Origin of the sequence: Streptomyces sp. NPDC001828 (assembly GCF_042892175.1) — a bacterium.
GTDB lineage: Bacteria > Actinomycetota > Actinomycetes > Streptomycetales > Streptomycetaceae > Streptomyces.
Map to the genome: position 1 here is coordinate 40,457 of NZ_JBIATV010000001.1, position 15,294 is coordinate 55,750.

17 protein-coding genes are annotated in these 15,294 nt (G+C 72.4%); 8 read left to right on the top strand and 9 right to left on the bottom strand.

All coding sequences use genetic code 11. The annotated features are described in order from the left end of the window. The first annotated feature begins 17 nt into the window (after window positions 1–17). From ACFYZA_RS00205 to ACFYZA_RS00220, 4 genes are all read left to right on the top strand, one after another. Window positions 18–779 (top strand): SDR family oxidoreductase, encoded by a 762-nt coding sequence (locus tag ACFYZA_RS00205; RefSeq protein ID WP_382586658.1) that lies wholly within the window; start codon window positions 18–20, stop codon window positions 777–779. A gap of 147 nt (window positions 780–926) precedes the next feature. Then, window positions 927–2,516: an ABC transporter substrate-binding protein gene (locus tag ACFYZA_RS00210; RefSeq protein ID WP_382586661.1), complete on the top strand. Its 1,590-nt coding sequence runs from the start codon at window positions 927–929 to the stop codon at window positions 2,514–2,516. Window positions 2,517–2,609: 93 nt separating this feature from the next. Further along, window positions 2,610–3,293: a uracil-DNA glycosylase gene (gene ung, locus ACFYZA_RS00215; protein WP_388485849.1), complete on the top strand. Its 684-nt coding sequence runs from the start codon at window positions 2,610–2,612 to the stop codon at window positions 3,291–3,293. Between the two features lie 173 nt (window positions 3,294–3,466). Further along, entirely contained in the window at window positions 3,467–3,940 is a 474-nt protein-coding gene (locus ACFYZA_RS00220; protein WP_382586667.1) for a hypothetical protein, read from the top strand. Between the two features lie 103 nt (window positions 3,941–4,043). Here ACFYZA_RS00220 and ACFYZA_RS00225 read toward each other — a convergent pair whose 3' ends face one another. Then, on the bottom strand, window positions 4,044–4,514 hold the full coding sequence (locus ACFYZA_RS00225) for a hypothetical protein (protein ID WP_388485851.1): 471 nt from the start codon (window positions 4,512–4,514) through the stop codon (window positions 4,044–4,046). Between the two features lie 94 nt (window positions 4,515–4,608). Continuing rightward, a complete protein-coding gene (locus ACFYZA_RS00230) occupies window positions 4,609–5,145 on the bottom strand; it encodes a DinB family protein (protein ID WP_388485853.1) in 537 nt (178 codons plus the stop codon). 690 nt (window positions 5,146–5,835) lie between these two features. Between ACFYZA_RS00230 and ACFYZA_RS00235 the strand changes: the two genes are divergently transcribed. Continuing rightward, on the top strand, window positions 5,836–6,741 hold the full coding sequence (locus ACFYZA_RS00235; protein WP_388485856.1) for a Gfo/Idh/MocA family protein: 906 nt from the start codon (window positions 5,836–5,838) through the stop codon (window positions 6,739–6,741). On the opposite strand, the gene lnt is transcribed toward ACFYZA_RS00235, so the two are convergent. Then, window positions 6,665–8,236 (bottom strand): apolipoprotein N-acyltransferase, encoded by a 1,572-nt coding sequence (lnt, locus tag ACFYZA_RS00240; protein WP_388485858.1) that lies wholly within the window; start codon window positions 8,234–8,236, stop codon window positions 6,665–6,667. The genes ACFYZA_RS00235 and lnt overlap by 77 nt on opposite strands. A gap of 112 nt (window positions 8,237–8,348) precedes the next feature. Further along, window positions 8,349–8,828 (bottom strand): nuclear transport factor 2 family protein, encoded by a 480-nt coding sequence (locus ACFYZA_RS00245; protein ID WP_382586682.1) that lies wholly within the window; start codon window positions 8,826–8,828, stop codon window positions 8,349–8,351. An 83-nt stretch (window positions 8,829–8,911) separates the two neighbouring features. On the opposite strand from ACFYZA_RS00245, the gene ACFYZA_RS00250 reads away from it, so the two are divergent. After that, window positions 8,912–9,709, top strand: a complete 798-nt coding sequence (locus ACFYZA_RS00250; RefSeq protein ID WP_388485861.1) for a crotonase/enoyl-CoA hydratase family protein — start codon at window positions 8,912–8,914, stop codon at window positions 9,707–9,709. A gap of 29 nt (window positions 9,710–9,738) precedes the next feature. Here ACFYZA_RS00250 and ACFYZA_RS00255 read toward each other — a convergent pair whose 3' ends face one another. The 3 genes from ACFYZA_RS00255 to ACFYZA_RS00265 form a co-directional block, all read right to left on the bottom strand. Beyond that, the gene (locus ACFYZA_RS00255; protein ID WP_388485863.1) at window positions 9,739–10,539 is read right to left on the bottom strand and encodes a GNAT family N-acetyltransferase; all 801 of its coding nucleotides are present in this window, start codon (window positions 10,537–10,539) and stop codon (window positions 9,739–9,741) included. A 127-nt stretch (window positions 10,540–10,666) separates the two neighbouring features. Continuing rightward, window positions 10,667–10,864, bottom strand: a complete 198-nt coding sequence (locus ACFYZA_RS00260; RefSeq protein WP_382586691.1) for a hypothetical protein — start codon at window positions 10,862–10,864, stop codon at window positions 10,667–10,669. Window positions 10,865–10,981: 117 nt separating this feature from the next. Beyond that, the gene (locus ACFYZA_RS00265) at window positions 10,982–11,158 is read right to left on the bottom strand and encodes a hypothetical protein (protein WP_159030178.1); all 177 of its coding nucleotides are present in this window, start codon (window positions 11,156–11,158) and stop codon (window positions 10,982–10,984) included. A gap of 220 nt (window positions 11,159–11,378) precedes the next feature. Between ACFYZA_RS00265 and ACFYZA_RS00270 the strand changes: the two genes are divergently transcribed. Then, window positions 11,379–11,756: a hypothetical protein gene (locus ACFYZA_RS00270; protein ID WP_388485866.1), complete on the top strand. Its 378-nt coding sequence runs from the start codon at window positions 11,379–11,381 to the stop codon at window positions 11,754–11,756. 122 nt (window positions 11,757–11,878) lie between these two features. Here the strand turns inward: ACFYZA_RS00270 and ACFYZA_RS00275 are convergent, their stop codons facing one another. Continuing rightward, window positions 11,879–12,751, bottom strand: coding sequence for an undecaprenyl-diphosphate phosphatase (locus tag ACFYZA_RS00275; protein ID WP_388485868.1), 873 nt, complete (start codon window positions 12,749–12,751; stop codon window positions 11,879–11,881). Window positions 12,752–13,040: 289 nt separating this feature from the next. Further along, a complete protein-coding gene (locus ACFYZA_RS00280; RefSeq protein ID WP_382587100.1) occupies window positions 13,041–13,745 on the bottom strand; it encodes a TVP38/TMEM64 family protein in 705 nt (234 codons plus the stop codon). A gap of 343 nt (window positions 13,746–14,088) precedes the next feature. Between ACFYZA_RS00280 and tuf the strand changes: the two genes are divergently transcribed. Continuing rightward, complete coding sequence (gene tuf / locus ACFYZA_RS00285; RefSeq protein ID WP_382587103.1) at window positions 14,089–15,270, top strand: elongation factor Tu; 1,182 nt, start codon at window positions 14,089–14,091, stop codon at window positions 15,268–15,270. Window positions 15,271–15,294: the final 24 nt, after the last annotated feature.

The following is a 15,294-nucleotide window of genomic DNA, read 5'->3' on the forward strand; positions in this document are numbered from 1 at the left end:
GGCCGGGGACAAGGAACATGACTGAACTTCCTGAACTGTCGGGCAAGGTGGCCCTGGTCACCGGGGCCAGCCGCGGCATCGGCTACGGCATCGCCGAGGCGCTCGTCGCCCGCGGCGACCGGGTGTGCATCACCGGACGCGGCGAGGACGCCCTCAAGGAGGCCGTCGACAAGCTCGGCTCCGACCGGGTCATCGCGGTCCCGGGCAAGGCCGCCGACGAGGCCCACCAGGCCGCCGCCGTCGAGCGCACCATGGAGGCCTTCGGCCGGGTCGACTTCCTGGTCAACAACGCCGGTACGAACCCGGTGTTCGGCCCGATCGCCGAGCTCGACCTGAACGTCGCCCGCAAGGTGTACGAGACCAACGTGATCTCCGCGCTCGGCTTCGCGCAGCAGACCTGGAAGGCCTGGCAGAAGGAGAACGGCGGCGCGATCGTGAACATCGCCTCCATCGCCGGCGTCTCCGCCTCGCCCTTCATCGGCGCGTACGGCATGAGCAAGGCGGCCATGGTCAACCTGACCCTCCAGCTGGCGCACGAGTTCGCGCCGACGGTACGGGTCAACGCGATCGCCCCCGCCGTGATCAAGACCAAGTTCGCGCAGGCGCTGTACGAGGGCCGCGAGGCGGAGGCCGCCGCGGCCTACCCGATGGGCCGGCTCGGCGTCCCCTCCGACATCGGCGGCGCGGCCGCGTTCCTCACCTCCGACCAGTCGGCCTGGGTCACCGGCCAGACCCTGGTCGTCGACGGCGGCCTCTTCCTGAACGTCGGGGTGCACTGACGCGACAGCGCCGGGGGTGCCCCGAGGCACCGTCCGTCACCCCTGAGCGGATTTGCTCCTGAATATGCCAAGTGCCCTGCTGAGACGGTCGGTTGACCCAGCAGGGCACTGCGGTATGGTCTGCCGATCCATGGCCGATCGAGGAGCGTGCACGTGTTCAGAGGGACCAACTGCCGACCCGCCGTGACGGCCCTTGCGTCCATATCCCTGCTCGCCGGATGCGGACTGATTCCGGGCGGGTCCTCGGGCACTCCGCAGGAGATCACGGTGGGCACCACGAGCGAGCCGAGCACGCTCGACCCGGCCGCCTCCTGGGACGGATCCTGGGAGCTGTACCGCAACGTCTTCCAGACCCTGGTGGCGTTCCCGACCGGCAGCAGCGCCCCGCAGCCCGACGCCGCGCGGTCCTGCGGATTCCAGGACAAGTCGAGCCGCACCTTCACCTGCACCCTGCGCAAGGGAATGACCTTCTCGGACGGGACCAGACTCGACGCGAACGCCGTCAAGTACTCCATCGACCGCATCATGAAGATCAACGTGAAGGCCGGCCCCAAGGGGCTGCTCAGCAGCCTGGACAAGGTCACCGTCGACAACGACCTGACCGTCACCTTCCACCTCAACAAGCCCGACGCGACATTCCCTTACGTGCTCGGCGCGCCCGCCATGTCCATCGTGGACCCGGCGGCGTACCCGGCCGACAAGCTCCGCGACGACGGCGGCCTCACCGGCTCGGGCCCCTACACCCTGGAGTCCTACAAGGCGGGCGACCGTGCCGTCCTGAAGAAGAACGGCACGTACCAGGGCTTCGCGCAGCGCGAGAACGACGGCGTCACCATTCGCTACTTCCGCGATTCGCAGGGCATGCTGGACGCCCTCAAGAACAAGCAGATCGACATCACCTACCGCGGCATCACCGCCGACGAGGTCGAGGACATCCGCAACGAGAAGGCCGCCGGAAAGCCGTTCCAGCTCGTCGAGAACACCGGCACCGAGATCCGCTTCCTGGTCTTCAACCCCAAGGACCCCGAGGCCGCGAAGCCCGCCGTGCGCCGCGCGGTCGCCCAGCTCGTCGACCGCGACGCCCTGGTCGCCAAGGTCTACAAGGGCACCGCCGAACCGCTGTACTCGATGGTCCCCACCGGTGTGAACGGGCACACCACGAGCTTCTTCGACACCTTCGGCTCGCCCAGCGTGCCCAAGGCGAAGGACATCCTGCGCAAGGCCGGCATCACCACCCCCGTCCCGCTCACCCTCTGGTACACCACCGACCGCTACGGCTCGTCCATGGCAGCGGAGTTCAAGGAGCTCAAGCGGCAGCTCGACGCCTCCGGGCTGTTCGACGTGACGCTCAACAGCCGCCCCTGGAAGACCTATACCGAGGGCTTCCAGGCCGGCGACTTCCCCGTCTTCGGACGCGGCTGGTTCCCCGACTTCCCCGACCCCGACAACTTCATCGCGCCCTTCGTCGGCAAGGACAACGCGGTGGGCACGCCCTACGACCAGCCCGAGATCACCACGCAGCTGCTCCCGCAGTCGCGCCAGATCTCCGACCGGGGCGCCGCGAGCAAGCAGTTCGAGCGGGCCCAGGACATCCTGGTCGACGACGTACGGCTGCTGCCCCTGTGGCAGGGCAAGATCTACCTCGCGGAGAGCGACGACATCGCGGGCGGCGAGCGGGCGATGGACCCCCAGACGGTCATGCAGATGTGGGAGTTGCACCGCAAGACCAGCTGGTAGGTGCGGGCGCGGACGGCGTTGTCAGTGGCGGCGGGTAGGTTCGGAATTCCGCGAGAGAGTGCGGGAACCGAATGTCCCACGGAGGTTGTTGACGTGACCGATACCGCCATGCTGCCCGCGTCCTGGCAGGGCGTCCTCGGCGAGGAGCTCCAGAAGCCGTACTTCGAGGAGCTCACCGCGTTCGTCGAGGAGGAGCGGGCGAAGGGCCCCGTCTTCCCGCCCCGCGACGAGGTGTTCGCGGCGCTGGACGCGACTCCGTACGACAAGGTGAAGGTCCTGGTCCTGGGCCAGGACCCCTACCACGGCGAGGGCCAGGGCCACGGGCTGTGCTTCTCGGTGCGGCCCGGGGTCAGGACACCGCCCTCGCTGCGCAACATCTACAAGGAGATGCGCGACGAGCTCGGCCTGGAGGTCCCGGACAACGGCTATCTGATGCCGTGGGCCGAGCAGGGCGTGCTGCTGCTCAACGCGGTGCTCACGGTGCGCTCGGGCGAGGCCAACTCGCACAAGGGCAAGGGCTGGGAGAAGTTCACCGACGCGGTGATCCGGGCCGTCGCCTCGCGCCCGGACCCGGTGGTGTTCGTGCTGTGGGGCAACTACGCGCAGAAGAAGCTCCCGCTGATCGACGAGGAGCGCCACGTCGTGGTCAAGGGCGCGCACCCCTCGCCGCTCTCGGCCAAGAAGTTCTTCGGTTCCCACCCGTTCACGCAGATCAACGAGGCGGTCGCGGCGCAGGGCCACGAGCCCATCGACTGGCGCATCCCCAACCTGGCCTGAGGTCCGCCGGGCGGAGGCCGGGCGGGCGCCCCTCGGTAGGCCCGTCGGCGGGGCGTGTGACGGCGTCCGGCTGACAGGTGGGGGCGCGCCCGCCCGAGCCTCAGGCCGATTGTCAGTGGCGGCGGTTAGCGTCGAAGCCGTTGGAGTTCTGGTGACGACGGGTGGAGACAGCGGTGACGGACATGCAGGAAGCCCCGGGGGACGTCGTGATGACCCGGATCGGGCAGGCGATGATGCTGCTGCACGGCGGGGACCGCGAGGAGGCCCGCAACCGCTTCGGCGTCCTGTGGTCGGAGATCGGCGAGAGCGGCGACGCGCTGCACCGCTGCACCCTGGCCCACTACATGGCGGACACGCAGGACGACGCCGGGGACGAACTGGCCTGGGATCTGCGGGCGTTGGCGGCCGCCGACGGTCTGAGCCAGGCGCGTCTCACCGAGCACCACGCCTCCCTCGCGGTACGGGCCTTCTATCCCTCGCTGCACCTCAACCTCGCGGCCGACTACGTGAAGCTGCACCGCCCCGAGGAGGCCCGCCTCCACCTCGACCGGGCCCATGACGCGCTGGACACGCTCTCCGACGACGCGTACGGGAACGGCATCCGCGAGGCGCTGCGCCGCCTGGAGCGGCAGTTGGACGCGGTATGAGGGGGCGGGGCCTGCGGGAGGGGCTGGGCTGGGCTCGGCTCGCGCTGTGTGCCGGAACGAGAGCCTTGCGGGCAGGTGACGGCGATGCGGATGTGATGGCTCGTCAATTACCGTACGTAGCGCGGCAGATGCTTGCCTCCGGGCTGTCCTCGCGCCAGCCGCCGTAGCGCCGGCCCAGTGCGCAGATGTCACCCGATGCGGGCGGCGCCGGGGCGGTTCGGGGGTGCGGCTTTCCGGGGGCGGCGGAAGGGTGCCCGGGCCTATCGGCCCGGGGGTGGCGCTCCGGGCGGGGCGGGTCGGGCCGCTCATGCCGCTCGGGGGGTGCGGGCGGGGTGACTGACGGAACGCCGGGGGAGGGGGAGGGGGCATCGGGGGGCATGACCGTGTCCAGGGCCTCGCGCGCCGGGGCCTGGACGGCCTGCGGGGCGGTCGCCGACAGGTGCCGGGCGGGCGGTGCGGCGGGTGCGGAGGGTGCGCGGCCGCCCTCGACGGCTACGCAGCCCGCGACGCTTGCGCAGACGGTCAGGGTGGCCGCGGCCGTCAGGAGCGTCAGCGTGTTGCGGGTGCGGTGCATCCGTCAACTCTGCTGGCCGTGAGGGCCGTTGGGCCACTTCGGGCGCCCACAATGGCCCGCACGAGTGACCCCGTGGTGGGCCGCCCGCCCCGGCTCAGGCTCCGGTCGTGCCGTCGATCGCCTCGCGCAGCAGATCGGCGTGGCCGTTGTGGCGGGCGTACTCCTCGATCATGTGGGTGTAGATCCAGCGCAGGCTGAAGTGCCGGCCGCCGCGTGCGGTGCCGACGCTGAGCTCGTCGAGACCGCGTCCGGCCGCGGCCCTGCGGGCTGCGGCCACCTCGGCGTGCCAGGTGGCGAGGGCCTCCGCGTAGGTGTCACCGGGGCCGAAGTGGAAGTCGCCGTCCGGGTCCTCGTCGGTGCCGTACACGCCTTCGTCGGTGCCGCCGGCGAACACCGTGACGAACCACCAGCGCTCTACCTCGGAGAGGTGGCGCTGCAGTCCCAGCAGGGTGAGCGCGGAGGTCGGGACGGCGGTCCGCTTCAGCTGTTCGTCGGTGAGCCCGGCACACTTCTGGGCCAGGGTTTCGCGGTGGTACTCCAGCCAGCCTTCGAGCATGGCCCGCTCGGTGGCGTCCAGGGCGGGTTCGGTGCGGTCGGTGGTTTCGGCGGGCTGTACGTCGGGGGTCGTCATGCGGCCATCCTGGCCGCCCCGCCGCGTCCCTGGCCAACGGTTATCGCCCCCGGTTGTCCCCGGGGCTCCGCCCCGGACCCCGTATCGCGCCTCAAGGGCGCTCGTCCTCAATCGCCGGACGGGCTGAGGTTGCCTGGCCTGGCCAGGACCGGTCCAGCAGGGACGCCGGCGCAGGCTGATGCGGGCCGGCGCCGACCCTGCCGGGGGCGCGGAGTGCTGCGGGCTGAAGGTTCGGGCTCGGCATCGACCCTGCCAGGGGCGCGGAGAACTGCGCGACCAGCCCCGCACGGTCCGCACGGTGAACCGGGCCCGGGGCGGGGGCTCCGCCCCCTGCACCCCCGTTCGCGCCTTAAGGGCGCTCGTGGCCAGGGCCGGTCCAGCAGGGGCGCCGGCGCAGGCTGATGCGGGCCGGCATCGACCCTGCCGGGGGCGCGGGGTGCTGGGGCTGAAGGTTCGGGCCGGCACCGACCCCGCCAGGGGCGCGGGGAACTGCGCGACCAGCCCCGCACGGTCCGCAGCCGAAGCGGCCGTTTCCGCCCGCCGGCACGGCAACCCCCGCCGCCCGCAGGGCAACGCACGGCAACCCCCGCCGCCCGCAGGGCAACGCCCATCACCCCGCACCGCAAACCCCGCCGCACGTATGCTGACCAGCCAAGGACGCAGAACACCCCTCGGCGACAGGAGAACCGCGTGAAGGTCGGATGCATCGGGCTCGGGGACATCGCGCAGAAGGCCTATCTGCCGGTGCTGAGCGCGCTGGCGGGTACGGAGCTGCATCTGCAGACCCGCACCCCGGCCACCCTCGCCGCCGTCGCCGACGTCCACCGCATACCGGCCGCGCAGCGCCACACCGGTCTCGACTCGCTGCTCGCTCAGGGACTCGACGCGGCGTTCGTGCACGCGCCGACCGCCGTGCACCCGGAGATCGTGACCCGGCTCCTCGACGCGGGCGTACCGACGTACGTCGACAAGCCGCTGGCCTATGAACTCGCCGAGTCCGAGCGCCTCGTGGCGCTCGCGGAGGAGCGCGGCGTCAGTCTCGCCGTCGGCTTCAACCGGCGTCTGGCCCCCGGTTACGCCCAGTGCGCCGACCACCCGCGCGAGCTGATCCTGATGCAGAAGAACCGGGTCGGGCTCCCCGAGGACCCGCGCACCCTGGTCCTCGACGACTTCATCCACGTCGTCGACACGCTGCGCTTCCTCGCCCCCGGCCCGATCGACCACACCGTCGTGCGGGCCAGGGTCCGCGAGGGCCTGATGGAGCACGTGGTCCTCCAGCTCTCCGGTGACGGCTTCACCGCGATCGGCACCATGAACCGGATGAACGGCTCCACCGAGGAGCTCCTGGAGGTCTCCGGCCAGGACACCAAGCGCCAGGTCCTGAACCTGGCCGAGGTCGTCGACCACAAGGGCCAGCCGACCGTGCGCCGCCGCGGCGACTGGGTGCCCGTCGCCCGTCAGCGCGGCATCGAGCAGTCGGTCCTTTCCTTCCTCGACGCCGTACGGGCCGGCAAGACGCTCAGTGCCCAGGACGCCCTCGCGACACACGAGCTGTGCGAGCGGGTGGTGCGGGAGGCCTGGGAGCAGGCTTCCTGAACGCCCGGGCCGCCTCGGCCGCGCAGAACAGGGCGAGCGCGGCGAGGGCCGCGTACACCGCCCAGTCGCCCAGGCGGACATAGGGCGTGGTGCCGGTCGCGAGCGGGACGTCGTACACCGCGGCGGTGCTCGCGGAGGTGGGCAGCCAGGTCCCGACGCGGCCCCCGTCGGGACCGTAGACCGCGCTGATGCCGGTCAGCGTCGCGTGCACCATGGGGCGGCCCGTCTCGGCGGCCCGCAGCGCGCCGAGCGAGGCGTGCTGGGCAGGGGCCCAGGTGTCCTGGAACGACGAGGTCGAGGACTGCGCGATGAGCAACTGGGCGCCCATGCGCACCAGATGACGGCTCATGTCGGGGAACGCGGACTCGAAGCACACGAGCGGCCCCACCCGCACCGCGTCCGGCAGGGTCATCACCACGGGCGTGGTGCCGCGTTGGCGGTCCTCGTCGGCGGCCTTGCCGACCGACGTCGCCCAGCCGAGCAGCGAACGGGCCGGGATGTACTCGCCGAACGGTACGAGGCGCATCTTGTCGTAGCGCTGCCCGGTCGGCCCGCCGGGGCCGACCAGGACCGAACTCTTGAAGATCCCCGGCTTGTCGGACCTGCGCGCGTCCACGTTCACCAGGATGTCGGCGCCCAGGTCCTGGGAGAGCCTCGCGATCCGCGCGGCCAGGTCCGGCCGGGACGCCAGATCCTGCCCGACACTGCTCTCGCCCCACACGACGAGATCCACGTGCTGCCCCGCGAGCGAGCGGGTCAGCGCCTCGCTGCGGGCGAAGCGGGCATCCCCGTTCTCGATCTCGCCCGGCTGCACCACCGCGACCTTGAGGTGGCCGTCGCGGTCCATGTGCGGCGCCCACATCCACACGGCACCTGTGGTGAGCGCACACACCACCAGGACCGAGACCATGGCGGTACGTACGGGGGGAAGCACCACACCCAGGGTGACGGCGGTGTTCACCGCCACCACGAGCAGGCTCACCAGCCACACCCCGCCCACCGACATCAGCCGCAGCGCCGGAGTCACCTCCCACTGGCTCGCGCCGAGCAGTCCCCACGGTCCGCCGAGCCCCTGCCACGACCGGACGAGCTCCACCGCGAGCCAGCCCGACGGCACCACCACGACCGCCGCGAGCGCGCGCGGCGCGGAGGGAGCCCCGCCCATGAGGGAGCGGACGAGGACGCCCCACGGCGCCCACAACAGCCCGAGCAGCGCGGCCAGTACCACGATGAACACGTTGAGGCTCGGGAAGAGCCAGTGGTGCACCGCGAGCATGAAGCCCGTACCGCCGAGCCAGCCGTCGACGGCGGCCCGCCGGACGCTGCTCGCGGAGCGGACCAGGAGCAGCAGCGGCACCAGCGCGACGTAGGCGAGCCACCACAGCGAGGGCGCGGGGAAGGCGAGCGCGGGCAGCGCCCCGGCGAGCAGCGCGGCCGCCGCGCGCCACCAGGCAGAGCTCAGGCGCGGACCGTGACGGCCGACCGGGATCCGCATACCGCGCCTCCTTGCCCACCCCCGTGATCAGTGGTGTTTCCGCCCTGCCAGTGTGCGGGAGAGCCGGCGCCACGCACAGATGGCCCGGCGTGCGGCGCGTCCCTCCCGTCGCTCATGCCCCGGCGAGCGCCCCCGACACCCGCCGCCACTTCTCGTGCACGGTCACCGACCGCAGCCGCCAGCCCGCGTCCGTGCGGAGCAGTGAGAAGGCGTAGCGCCCGCCGGACTCGAAGCCGGGCGCGGGCGGGGTGCCGTCGCCGTTGCCGCCGAAGCACATCGGGTTGAGGTAGTCGGCGCGCAGCTCGGCCCGGTCGCCCGGATAGCCGCCGAGGTCCTGGAGGCTGAGCAGCCGGTTGGTGATCAGGTGCTGGCGTACCGGGAAGAGCCGCATGGTCTCCTCGAGCCAGCGCGCCACCTCCTCGGCCGGCCCCTCGATGCCGCCCGCGGGGCGGTAGTCGGCGCGGCCGTCGGCGGCGAACAGGGCGCGGTAGGCGGTCCAGTCCCCGTCGTCGACGGCCGCGGCGTATCCGGAGATGAGTTCGTCGATGGCCAAGCGGTCGAGCAGGGTCCCGAGATCCACGCGCTGCGTCATCGGCCAAGTCTCCGCCAGTGCGCCCCGAACGCCAAGAGCCCCGCACTTGTGGCTGGTTGGGGCCGCGTGCTACCGCTGGCGCCATGACTGACGAGACGGCTCCAGCGGTACGCAGCGAACGGCACGGCCCGGTCACCACGGTGGTCCTCGCGCGTCCCGGGGCGCGCAACGCGGTGGACGGCCCCACCGCCCGGGCGCTCGCCGACGCCTTCCGCGCCTTCGAGGCGGACGAGGCGGCGGCGGTCGCGGTGCTCTGGGGCGAGGGCGGCACGTTCTGCGCGGGCGCCGACCTCAAGGCGATCGGCACCGAGCGCGGCAACACGGTGACCGAGGACGGCGACGGCCCGATGGGGCCGACCCGGCTCCGGCTCTCCAAGCCGGTGATCGCGGCCGTGGCCGGGCACGCGGTGGCGGGCGGCCTGGAACTCGCGCTCTGGTGCGATCTGCGGGTGATGGAGGAGGACGCCGTGTTCGGGGTGTTCTGCCGGCGCTGGGGCGTGCCGCTGATCGACGGCGGGACGGTTCGGCTGCCGCGGCTCATCGGAGCCGGCCGCGCCATGGACCTGATCCTCACCGGCCGGCCGGTGGACGCGGCCGAGGCCCATGCCATCGGACTCGCCGACCGGGTCGTGCCGAGCGGTACCGCCCGCGCGCGGGCGGAGGAACTCGCCGCGGAGATCGCGGCTTTCCCGGGTACCTGTCTGCGCCACGACCGGATGTCGCTGCTCGAACAGGAGGGCCTCGGCGAATCCGAAGCGCTGCTCAACGAGGTGCGGCACGGCATGCACGCGCTGGGTGAGGCGGCCGAGGGCGCGGCGAGGTTCGCGGCGGGAGCGGGCCGGCACGGAGCGTTCGACGGCCCGGGGCGAGGGACGGCCTGAGGGGACGCTCGCTCCCGCGCCGCGCGGGGCTACGGCAGTCGTACGTACGGCGTGGTCACCGTCAGCGGGGTGAAGCCGAGGCGCTGGAGGATGGGCCTGCTCAGGTCCGAGGCGTCGACCTGGAGGTAGCGGTACCCGCGCTCGGCGGCGATGCGGGCGCGATGGGCGATCAGGGCGCGGTAGATGCCCCTGCCGCGCCACTCGGGCAGGGTGCCGCCACCCCACAGACTGGCGAACTCGGTGCCGGGGTGGAATTCCATGCGGGCCGAGCTGACCGGTACGTCACCGGCCATGGCGACGACCGCCGTCACGGTGTCGGGCGCCTCCGCGAACTGGGCGAGCAGGCGCGCCCTGAACGGCGCGGGGTCGTTGTCGAAAGCGCCGGCGTGGACCCGCGTCATCAGCTCCACCCCCGCTTCGTCGGTCACCGGGCGCAGGGTGATGCCGGCCGGGGGCGCGTCGTCGTGCGGGAGGTCCGCGACGCGGGCGACCATGACGGTCTCGGCGGGCTCGGCCTCGAACCCGGCCGCCAGCAGGCGCTGTCCGAGGTCGGCGGGGTGGTCGTGGGCGTACAGCTTCCACTCCCACGCCTGGCCGAGCGACGCGAAGTGCCGTACCTGCGCCGCGATTTCGTCGTCCGCGTCGGCCTCGGTCAGCTGCGACCAGATGACGCCGTTCCAGACGTGGCCGGGACCCACCTGCCGTACGACACCGCCGGCCCGCTCCACCGTGGCGCTCGGTCCGTCGGGCCGGGCGTGCCGGCGCAGCTGGAGGTCGAAGGCCGCGAGCAGGGAGTCATCGGTGGCGCCGTCCGGCGCGGGGGTCAGCATGCGGCCACTCCAACACCGTGAGGAGGGCCACAGCAACCGGAATTAAGGCGGTGCGGGTTCGGGCGCGGGTGTTGTTGGTGCGAGGTCTTTCGGGCGGAGCTCGCGGCTTGGGTTCGCGGCTTCCGGCTCAGGGGCGCGGCTTCGCGGCGGTTCCCGCGGCCAGCGTGGTCGGTTCGCCGACGGCGGCCGCCCAGTCGGCGAGCAGCCGCTCGTACTCCTCCGCGGGCCACTGTCCGTCCGCGCCGTCGACGAGCGCACGGATGGCGTCGTTGGCGGCATCCGCGTCGGACGGCGCGGGGTCGGGCCGGTCGGTGGAGTGGGACATACGACCAGGCTACGGGTCCGGTCGGGCGAACGACCCCGCCGAACCGGCCGAACCCCAGGTGGGAGGGGTGCGGGGTGGGCAAGGTCACAGGCGGGAGGAGGTTTGGAGCGACGTACGTCACGCCGCCTGGGCGGTGTCACCCCGTACGGCGGCGGCCCATTCGACCAGGAGCCAGTGGTAGCGCTCCTCCTCGTCGGGCGAGAGTCGGCCGTCGGACTGCTCCCACAGCGAGCGGATGTCCGCGTTCACCACGTCGGCGGGGCGAAGGAATCGGCGGTCGGAAGTCGGGGGCATGGGGCAAGCCTACGGCCATGAGGTGACCCACCGCCACGGAGTGGGAACTCTCAGCCAACATTAAGGAGTTGGGCCGGGAGGGACGGCCCGCGCGAGCCCGGTCGGAGAGCGGGAGCCGGACGGCGTGAACCGGCCACCGCTCGGACCGTAGGGACAACTGGCCCGAGTGGTGCGGGCGTTGGCCCGCGCCTGGGGAGGCGGCGGCGCCTATCCTCGCGGAATGGAGCAGAGCGAGGTTCTCAAGCGAGTGATCGGCATTCTCACCGAGGCCGGCGACTACCGCCGCCGGATCGAGGAGGACGCCGCACGCGGGCCCCGGGACACGGAGACCGGCATCGTCACCGCCCTGCTCAACGAGACGATGCCGCACATCGAGATCCCGGCCGACGCGACACCGCAGGAGATGGCGACCCTGGTGGCCCGGGAGGTCGGCGGGGCCATTCGCCAGCTCGTGGCCGCCTTCAGCCTGGCGTTCGTGGCCCTCGCCCAGGTCCATGACTCCGGCGAGCAGGACGTGTCGTCGGCCGATGTGCTCCAGGATCTGGCGCTGCGCGCGGAGGAGTCCAAGGGGGAAGGCCCACAGGCGTCGGAGGACTGAGGGACCGGCTCTCAACTGCCGCCCGCAGAAGCCCAGTTGGAGGGCTGCCGTCCTCGGGCCCCGAGTTGGCGAGCCGCCGCCCCCGGACGCGCGGTCGGCGAGCCGCCGCCCCCGGACCCCCGTCAGAGGCCGCCGCCCGCGTCCGGGCTCAGGGTGCCGGCGGAGATCAGGGCGAACAGGGCGATGCCGAGGACGATGCGGTAGACCACGAACGGCATGAAGCTCTTGCTGGAGATGAACTTCATGAACCAGGCGATGACCGCGTATCCCACCGCGAAGGCGATGACCGCGGCGAAGAGGGTGGGCAGCATCGGTGCCTGACCCGGGCCGCCCGCGTCCTTCAGCTCGAAGACCCCGGAGGCCAGCACGGCCGGGACGGCGAGCAGGAAGGAGTAACGGGCCGCCGCCTCGCGGGTGTAGCCCATGAGGAGGCCGCCGCTGATGGTGGCGCCGGAGCGGGAGACGCCGGGGATCAGGGCCATGGCCTGGCAGATGCCGAAGATCAGGCCGTCCTTGGTGCCGAGTTCCCGCAGCGACTTGCGCTCCTTGGCGGCGCGATGCCGTCCCCCCGACTCGTCGCGGGCCGCGAGCCGGTCGGCGATGCCGAGGACCACACCCATCACGACCAGGGTGGAGGCGATCACCCGCAGATCGCGGAAGGACGTGTCGATCTGGTGCTTCAGGACGATGCCGAGCACCCCGATCGGGATCGAGCCGACGATGACGAGCCAGCCCATCTTGGCGTCGTGGTCGTCGCGCAGCGAACGGTCGGTGAGGGAGCGGAACCATGCCGAGACGATCCGCGCGATGTCGGAGCGGAAGTAGATGAGGACGGCCGTCTCGGTGCCGATCTGCGTGATCGCCGTGAACGCCGGGCCCGGATCCTGCCAGCCCGCGAAGGCCGCGGTCAGCCGCAGATGCGCGCTGGAGGAGATGGGCAGGAACTCCGTAAGCCCCTGGACGAGCCCGAGTATGAACGATTCGAACCAAGACATGGGTTACTGCGCCATCCAAGGGGGGTCGGGGCCACGGCCGGTCGGCACGACCGGGACCGGCCGGAGCACCGGGGCGACACGGCCACACCGGTGATCTTGCGCGGATCGAGCGGCACGGTAACGGGCCCGGGTTAACGGATGGTTGACGCCGGGCGGCCTGCGAGAAGCGCCGCCCGTCGCCTGGCGAGCGCTCCCCGCCCGCCCCGGCCGCTCCTGGCCGCCCCGTCCGCTCCGTCGCCCCGTCCGCTCCGTCGCCCCGCGCCCGCCCCGGTCGCCCGGCCCCCGCGCCCTACCGCTTGCGCAGCCCGCTCCGCTTGCGCCAGGCCACCGCGGCCGCCCCGGCCCCGCTCAGCACGATGAAGCCCATCGCGATCAGGAACGTGGGGGAGGTCGGGGAGGAGGCGCTGCCGCCCGCGACGACGTAGGCGAGGGTGTTGGGCACCGAGCCGAGGCCCGTGGCCACGAGGAACGGCGCCCAGCCCATGCGCGAGACCGCCGCGCAGTAGTTGGCCGCGGCGAACGGCACGCCGGGGAAGAGCCGGATGGCCATCATCGAACGGAACCCGTGCCGCGACAGCTGCCCGTCCGCGGCCTTCAGCCAGCGCCCCCGCACCAGCGGCCGCAGCGCGTCCTGCCCGAGCACCCGGCCGAGCCCGAACGCGATGCCCGCGCCGAGGACCGTGCCCACGAGCGAGGCCACGAAGCCGGCCGGGGTCGCGAAGAGGGCGCCGGCGGCCAGGTTGAGGATCGGGCGCGGCACGAACGCCGCCGCGCACAGCCCGTACGCCACCGCGAAGAGCACCACCGCCCAGGCCCCGCCCATCTGGGGCGGCCAGCCGTCGGCGAGCAGCCGCTGCGGCTGGAGGACGAGCACGGCACTTCCGGCGGCCGCGAGCACCACCACGAGCAGCGCGAGCCGCGACCACGGCGAGAGCAGTGCTCTCCCGCAGCGTGCGGCGAGACCTGGCGTCGGTCGGGCAACGGGCTCGAACATCAAGGGAGACTAACCGACCCGGCCGGTCGCCCGTCGTAAGGGAGCTCGCGCGCACCCGGGCCGCACGCAACTTCCGCCCGCGGAAAACCATTCGACGCGCCCCCGCCCACCAGGGATGATCGGCGGCATGTCCAGGTACGCCTTCCTCGCAGCGCCGTCCGCAGTCGCGGACGCGCCGAAGGCTGCCGTCTTCACCGCGGCCGGCGCATTCGAGGCCGCAGCGCCCCTCGGCGGCGCCCGAAGCTGACCCTTCCCGGAAAGTCCGGCGGACCCCGCACGGGGAGGGTCGGCCGGACCCAGGGGTCCCAGCACCGCTCCGCGACCACGCGAGGGACACTCAGCCATGCCCAAGACGGCATACGTACGCACCAAGCCCCACCTCAACATCGGCACCATGGGCCATGTCGACCACGGCAAGACCACGCTGACCGCCGCCATCACCAAAGTGCTCGCCGAGCGCGGCAGCGGCACCTTCGTCCCGTTCGACCGCATCGACCGCGCCCCCGAGGAGGCCGCCCGCGGGATCACCATCAACATCGCGCACGTCGAGTACGAGACGGACACCCGCCACTACGCGCACGTCGACATGCCGGGCCACGCCGACTACGTCAAGAACATGGTCACCGGCGCCGCCCAGCTGGACGGGGCGATCCTCGTGGTCTCCGCGCTCGACGGGATCATGCCGCAGACGGCCGAGCACGTCCTGCTCGCCCGCCAGGTGGGCGTCGACCACATCGTCGTCGCGCTCAACAAGGCCGACGCAGTCGACGACGGTGAAGACGCGGTGCTGAGCGACCTGGTCGAGCTGGAGGTCCGCGAGCTGCTGTCCGCGCACGGATACGGGGGAGACTCCGTGCCCGTCGTGCGGGTCTCCGGCCTCAAGGCCCTTGAGGGCGAGCCGCGTTGGACCGAGGCGATCGGCGCGCTGCTCGACGCCGTGGACACCTATGTGCCGATGCCCGAGCGCTACGTGGACGCGCCGTTCCTGCTGCCGGTGGAGAACGTGCTCACCATCACGGGCCGCGGCACCGTCGTCACCGGAGCCGTCGAGCGCGGCACCGTGCGCGTCGGTGACCGGGTCCAAGTCCTGGGCGCGGACGTCGAGTCGGTGATCACCGGCCTGGAGACGTTCGGCAAGCCGATGGACTCGGCGCAGGCCGGCGACAACGTCGCGCTGCTCCTGCGCGGGGTGCCACGCGACGCGGTCCGCCGCGGCCACGTGGTCGCCGAGCCGGGCAGCGTCACACCGAGCCGGAGGTTCACCGCCCAGGTGTACGTCCTGTCCACGCGCGAGGGCGGCCGCTCCACGCCGATCGCCACCGGTTACCGGCCGCAGTTCTACATCCGCACCGCGGACGTGGTCGGCGACGTCGACCTCGGCGAGCTCGCGGTGGCGCGGCCCGGCGACACGGTCACCATGACCGTCGAGCTCGGCCGCGACACGCCCCTGGAGCCGGGGCTCGGCTTCGCCATCCGCGAGGGCGGCCGCACGGTCGGCGCCGGAACGGTAGGCGCGCTCCTCTGACCGGCCGGCCCGCCTCCCCAACAC